The organism is Streptomyces sp. UH6 (genome assembly GCF_013421635.1).
GTDB lineage: Bacteria > Actinomycetota > Actinomycetes > Streptomycetales > Streptomycetaceae > Streptomyces > Streptomyces abyssomicinicus.
The window spans coordinates 1-5,931 of sequence record NZ_JACADT010000305.1 but is presented as its reverse complement, the minus strand read 5'-3'; the positions used below and the strand labels follow the sequence as shown (position 1 = coordinate 5,931).

Genomic DNA, 5,931 nt, shown 5'->3' with positions numbered 1-5,931 from the left:
TCCAAGGAGCCGCACCACCATGAGCACGCACCGTTCTCCGGCCCGCGCGTCCGCCGCCGTGGCCGTCGCCGTCGTCGCCGCCCTGTCCCTGGCCTCCTGCGGCACCGACACCGCGTCGTCCTCCGGGCCCACGCCGACCGGCAGTCCGACCGCCTCCCCCTCGCCCACCGGCACCGACCAGGCGCACGACGCCCAGGACGTGTCGTTCGCGCAGGGCATGATCCAGTACCACCGCCAGGCGATCCAGGTGGCGGATCTCGCCGAGACGCAGGCGGAGTCGCAGGAGGTCAAGACGCTGGCACAGGACATCAAGCAGGAGCAGGAGCCGCAGGTCCAGCAGATGACCCAGTGGCTGAACTCCTGGGGGGAGCCGGTGCCCGAGACCAGTCCGACCGGCACGGCGAGCCCCACGGACACCGGCAGCCCCACCGGCACCGGGAGCCCGAGCCCGACGGACACCGGCAGCCCGACGGACACCGGCAGCCCGACGGACACCGGCAGTCCGACGGACACCGGCAGTCCGACGGGGACCGGCAGTCCGACGGACACGGCCAGCCCGACCGGCACCGCCAGCCCCACCGGTGGCGGCACCTTGCCCGGCATGGCGACCGAGGAGGAGGTCGAACAGCTCCAGCAGGCCTCCGGCGCCGACTTCGACCAGCAGTTCGTCACCCTCATGACCGACCATTTCGAGGGCTCGATGGAACTGGCCCGCACCGAGACGGAGCAGGGCGAGTACCAGCCGGCCAAGGACATGGCGCAGTCGATCCTCGACACGCAGTCGGCGCGGGTCCAGCAGATGAGGACGATCGCCGACCAGAACGACTACTAGGCGTGGGCCAGGTCACACCGTCACCGTGTCACATCTCGTCGTCCCCGTTCCGTCCTGCCGGTGAACCCGTCCACACGGCCAGGAGGAGACCCGAGATGGAACCCCGTATCAATGCCTTCGGCAGCCCGCTGGCGACCAGCTTCGTGAAGCGGCTGGGAGCGGCCGGCAGGATCCTGACCGACTCGTCGGTCCCGGTCCTCACGCAGGAACTGGTGAAGCTCCGCGCCAGCCAGATCAACGGGTGCGGCTTCTGCACCGACATGCACTCCAAGGACGCCGCGGCGGCCGGGGAGAGCCAGTTGCGCCTGAACCTGGTGGCGGCGTGGCGGGAGGCGACCGTGTTCACCGAGGCGGAGCGCGCCGCGCTGGAGCTCGCCGAACAGGGCACCCGGATCGCCGACGCGGCCGGCGGCGTCACCGACGAGGCGTGGGCCGACGCCGCGAAGCACTACGACGAGGAGCAGCTCGCCGCCCTGGTGGCGCTGATCGCCCTCATCAACACCTACAACCGGCTCAACGTGATGCTGAGGATGCCGGCCGGCGACTACCAGCCGGGCCAGTTCGGCTGACCGGCCCGCACGGGCCGAAGGGCCGGGGAACCGGTCACGGCGCCGGACGCCCCGCGGGCTTCCCGTGGGGCGTCCGGCGCCGCGGTGCCGGACGCGACGGAACCGGGCAGGTTTGGTGAAGAGACCCAGGGGCAACTGTGGCTTCCGGACCCGGCGCCCCTGCCCTTCCGGGTCTCCCGCGACGCCCTGCGCCGTGCGGCCGTCCCACTGTCACGGAGGTCCGGCGGTGAGCCCCCTACCGATACCCCAGCCCTCTCCCAGAGCCGCGGAAGCGGCCGGCGACGCGGAGGTGGTGCGCCTGCGGCGGCGCCTCGAGCGGCTGCTCGGCGTCGCGGCGACCGAGGGGAACGAGCTGGTCGCGTTGCGCAACGGCGACGAGATCTTCCCGGCCATGCTGGAGGCCATCCGCGGGGCGGAGCACACCATCGACATGATGACCTTCGTCTACTGGCGCGGTCAGATCGCCCGCGACTTCGCCGCCGCGCTCGCCGAACGGGCCCGGGCCGGCGTCCGGGTGCGGCTGCTGCTCGACGGCTTCGGGGCGCAGAGGATCGAGAAGGACCTGCTGGCCGGCATGGACGACGCGGGCGTCCAGGTGGCCTGGTTCCGCAGGCCGCTGTGGCTGTCGCCGTTCAAGCAGAACCACCGCTGCCACCGCAAGGTGCTGCTGGTCGACGAGACCGTCGCCTTCACCGGTGGTGTCGGCATCGCCGAGGAGTGGTCGGGCGACGCCCGCGACCCCGGCGAGTGGCGCGACACCCATGTCCGGCTCCGCGGCCCCGCGGTGGACGGGCTGGCCGCCGCGTTCGCGCAGAACTGGGCCGAGTCGCACGACGAGCTCTTCGACGAGCGGGACCGCTTCCCGAGTCAGGCCCAGCACGGCTCCGCGGTGGTCCAGGTGGTCCGGGGGTCCGCCTCCATCGGGTGGCAGGACATGCAGACCCTGCTGCGGGTGATGCTGACCTCCGCCGAGCACCGCTTCCGCCTGGCCACGGCCTACTTCGCCCCGGACTCGTACTTCGTCGACCTGCTCTGCGCGACCGCTCGGCGCGGTGTGCGGGTGGAGATCCTGCTGCCCGGCCCGTACACCGACCAGCGGGCCTGCCAGCTCGCCGGGCAGGGCTTCTACACCCGCCTGCTGGACTGCGGCGTCTCGATCCACCAGTACCAGCCGACCATGCTGCACACCAAGATCGTGACCGTCGACGGGGTGGCCTCGCTGGTCGGCTCCACCAACTTCAACCGGCGTTCGCTGGAGCACGACGAGGAGGTCATGCTCGCGGTGCTCGACCGGGAGTTCACGGCGACCCTGGACCGGGACTTCGACGCGGACGTCGAGCGCAGCGTGGCCATCGACCGCAGGCGGTGGCGGCGGCGCGCGGCGGTGCAGCGCCTCAAGGAGGCGTCGGTGGCGCCGATCCGCCGCTTCCTCTGATCCCGCGCGGCGGGCGCCTCCGGTCCGGTCGGCGCCCGCCGCCGCGCGTACGTCGGACCCGCCGCGGCCGTCGGACCCGCCACGGCCGTCGAACCGTACCTCCGGCGGCCCGCGCCTCGGGCGGCCCGGCATGGGACGGCGATCCCGGGGGACCCGGTCTCCCCAGCGCGGCGAGAAGACGGCGAGGCCATGAGCGTTATCGAACAGTCGATCGATGTCGAGGTCCCGGTGCGCGTGGCGTACAACCAGTGGACCCAGTTCAAGACCTTCCCCCGGTTCATGGACGGGGTGAAACGCGTCGACCAGACGCAGGCGGCACTGACCCACTGGGTGACCCGGATCGGCGGACGGACCGTGGAGTTCGACGCGGAGATCGTCGAGCAGGTCCCCGACCGCCGGGTGCGCTGGGAGGCCCTGGACGCGCCGCGGCACACCGGGACGGTCACCTTCGACGCGTTGGGCGACGAACGGTGCCGGGTGACCCTGCGCATTGAGGCGGAGGGTGCCCACGGATTCGTGGAGCGGCTGGCCGCCGCGCTCGGCCTGGTGCGGCGCTGGGTGGACGGCTCGCTGGGCTGTTTCAAGGAGTTCGTCGAGGGCCAGGGCCGGGAGACCGGCACCTGGCGCGGCGAGATCAGCGGAAGCCACGTGCGCCCGGGTTCCCGTCACGGCAGGCGCGAGGTGCCGACCTGGCCCACCGGCTGACGCCGTCCGGCGGTCAGCGGCAGGTCCGCGGCAGGTCACCGGCAGGTCGCCGGCGTTCATCGGAGAGTTGAGGAGAGATCACGTTGCAGAAGCGTTCGAGCGAGGAGCCGGGCGGGGAGCGGGGGGACGACGGCCTCGAGGTGACGCCGCCCAGGACGTGGGCGGCGGGCGTGCCGGCGGTGTACCACGCGATGGAGTACTCCCTCTCCCAGACGTCACCCCGCCGGACGGGGCTGACGTTGCTGAACCTGAACCAGGAACCCGGGTTCGACTGCCCGGGCTGCGCATGGCCCGACCCCGCCCCGGGGAAGCGTCCGATGAACGAGTACTGCGAGAACGGGGCCAAGCACACCAACGACGAGGCGACCTCGCGCCGGGTGACGCCGGAGTTCTTCGCCCGGTACCCGGTCGAGGAGCTGGCCGCGAAGTCGGACCGGTGGCTCAACCAGCAGGGCCGGCTCACCCAGCCCATGGTCAAACGGCCCGGCTCCCGCCACTACGAGCCGATCAGCTGGAGCTCGGCCCTGGAACTGCTCGCCGACGAGCTGCGCGGCCTGGACTCCCCCGACGAGGCCGTCTTCTACACCTCGGGACGCGCGAGCAACGAGGCGGCTTTCGTGCTCCAGCTGTTCGCCCGGGCCTTCGGCACCAACAACCTGCCCGACTGCTCCAACATGTGCCACGAGTCCAGCGGTTCGGCGCTCAACGAGACGCTGGGCATCGGCAAGGGCGACGTGAGCCTGCCGGACATCCACCACGCCGACCTGATCCTCACGGTCGGCCAGAACCCCGGCACCAACCATCCCCGGATGCTCTCCGCGCTGGAGGAGACCAAGCGGCGCGGCGGCCGGATCGTCGCCGTGAACCCGCTGCCGGAGGCGGGGCTGGCCCGGTTCAAGAACCCGCAGAAGCCGCGGGGCGTCGTCGGGCGGGGCACGCGGATCGCCGACCGCTTCCTGCACATCAAGGTCGGCGGCGACCTCGCGCTCTTCCAGGCGCTCAACGTGCTGCTGCTGGAGGCGGAGGAGGCCGCCCCGGGCACGGTGCTCGCCCACGAGTTCATCGACGCGCACACCCGGGGGTTCGAGGAGTTCGCCGAGCACCTGCGGGCCTCGTTCTCGTGGCCGCGGGTGGAGGAGGCCACCGGGCTGACCCGCGCGCAGATCGAGGAAGTGCGCGACATGGTGCTGGAGAGCCGCCGGGTCGTCGTCTGCTGGGCGATGGGGCTCACCCAGCACAAGCACGGCGTGCCCACCATCCGTGAGGTGGTCAACTTCCTGCTGCTGCGCGGCAACATCGGCCGCCCCGGCGCGGGCGCCTGTCCGGTGCGCGGCCACTCCAACGTGCAGGGCGACCGGACCATGGGCATCTGGGAGAGGATGCCGGACACCTTCCTGGACGCGCTGTCGCGGGAGTTCGGGTTCGAGCCGCCGCGCGAGCACGGGCTGGACTCGGTGAACGCGATCCGCGCGATGCGCGACGGCAAGGTCAAGGTGTTCCTCGGCCTGGCGGGCAACTTCGTGCGGGCCACCCCGGACAGCGAGGTCACCGAGGCCGCCATGCGGCGCTGCCGGCTGACCGCCCACATCTCGACCAAGCTCAACCGCTCGCACACCGTGTGCGGTGGGACCGCACTGATCCTGCCGACCCTGGGCCGCACCGAACGCGACGTCCAGGCGGGCGGCGAGCAGTTCGTCACCGTCGAGGACTCGATGAGCCAGGTGCACGCCTCGCGCGGGGTGCTGGAGCCGGCGTCCAAGCAGCTGCTGAGCGAGGTCGCCATCCTGAGCCGGCTGGCCCGCTGCACGCTGGGCGACAAGGTGCCGGGCGCGCGGTGGGAGCGGTTCGAGGCGGACTACGGCTGTATCCGCGACCACATCTCGCGGGTGGTGCCGGGCTTCGAGGACTTCAACACCCGGGTCTCCCGGCCCGGCGGCTTCGGGCTCCCCAACCCGGTCAACGAGGGCCACTTCCCCACGCCGAGCGGCAAGGCGCTCTTCAGCCGCAACGAGTTCGAGGCCCTGAGCGCTCCGGAGGGCCACCTGATCCTCCAGACCCTGCGCTCCCACGACCAGTGGAACACCGTGCCGTACACGAACGACGACCGGTACCGCGGGATCCACGGCTCGCGCCGCGTGGTCCTCGTCAGCCCCGCGGACCTCCGCGCCCTGGGCTTCGCGGAGGGCGACGCCGTCGACCTGGTCGGCGTCTGGCGCGACGGCGTCGAGCGCCGCGCCGAGGACTTCCGCGTGGTCCCCTACCCCACCGCGCGGGGCTGCGCGGCGGCGTACTACCCGGAGACCAACGTGCTGGTTCCGCTGGACAGCGTGGCCGACGTCAGCAACACGCCCACCTCCAAGGGGATCGTCGTCCGCCTGGAACCGCGGGAG

Annotated in this window: 5 protein-coding genes; all 5 read left to right on the top strand. The window is 72.1% G+C overall.

The genetic code is table 11. From position 1 onward, the window contains the following. Positions 1-19: 19 nt before the first annotated feature. Positions 20-832 (top strand): DUF305 domain-containing protein, encoded by an 813-nt coding sequence (locus HW445_RS16105; protein WP_180221707.1) that lies wholly within the window; start codon positions 20-22, stop codon positions 830-832. A gap of 95 nt (positions 833-927) precedes the next feature. Further along, complete coding sequence (locus HW445_RS16100; RefSeq protein WP_180221706.1) at positions 928-1,401, top strand: carboxymuconolactone decarboxylase family protein; 474 nt, start codon at positions 928-930, stop codon at positions 1,399-1,401. A gap of 241 nt (positions 1,402-1,642) precedes the next feature. After that, positions 1,643-2,836, top strand: coding sequence for a phospholipase D-like domain-containing protein (locus HW445_RS16095; protein ID WP_308799256.1), 1,194 nt, complete (start codon positions 1,643-1,645; stop codon positions 2,834-2,836). A gap of 189 nt (positions 2,837-3,025) precedes the next feature. Continuing rightward, complete coding sequence (locus HW445_RS16090; RefSeq protein WP_180221704.1) at positions 3,026-3,541, top strand: SRPBCC family protein; 516 nt, start codon at positions 3,026-3,028, stop codon at positions 3,539-3,541. An 83-nt stretch (positions 3,542-3,624) separates the two neighbouring features. After that, a partial coding sequence (locus HW445_RS16085; RefSeq protein ID WP_374939660.1) for an FdhF/YdeP family oxidoreductase occupies positions 3,625-5,931 on the top strand: 2,307 nt, incomplete at its 3' end.

Coding starts and splice junctions, on each gene's coding strand:
- HW445_RS16105 (WP_180221707.1), top strand. CDS start 20: ATGAGCACGCACCGTTCTCCGGCCCGCGCGTCCGCCGCCGTGGCCGTC.
- HW445_RS16100 (WP_180221706.1), top strand. CDS start 928: ATGGAACCCCGTATCAATGCCTTCGGCAGCCCGCTGGCGACCAGCTTC.
- HW445_RS16090 (WP_180221704.1), top strand. CDS start 3,026: ATGAGCGTTATCGAACAGTCGATCGATGTCGAGGTCCCGGTGCGCGTG.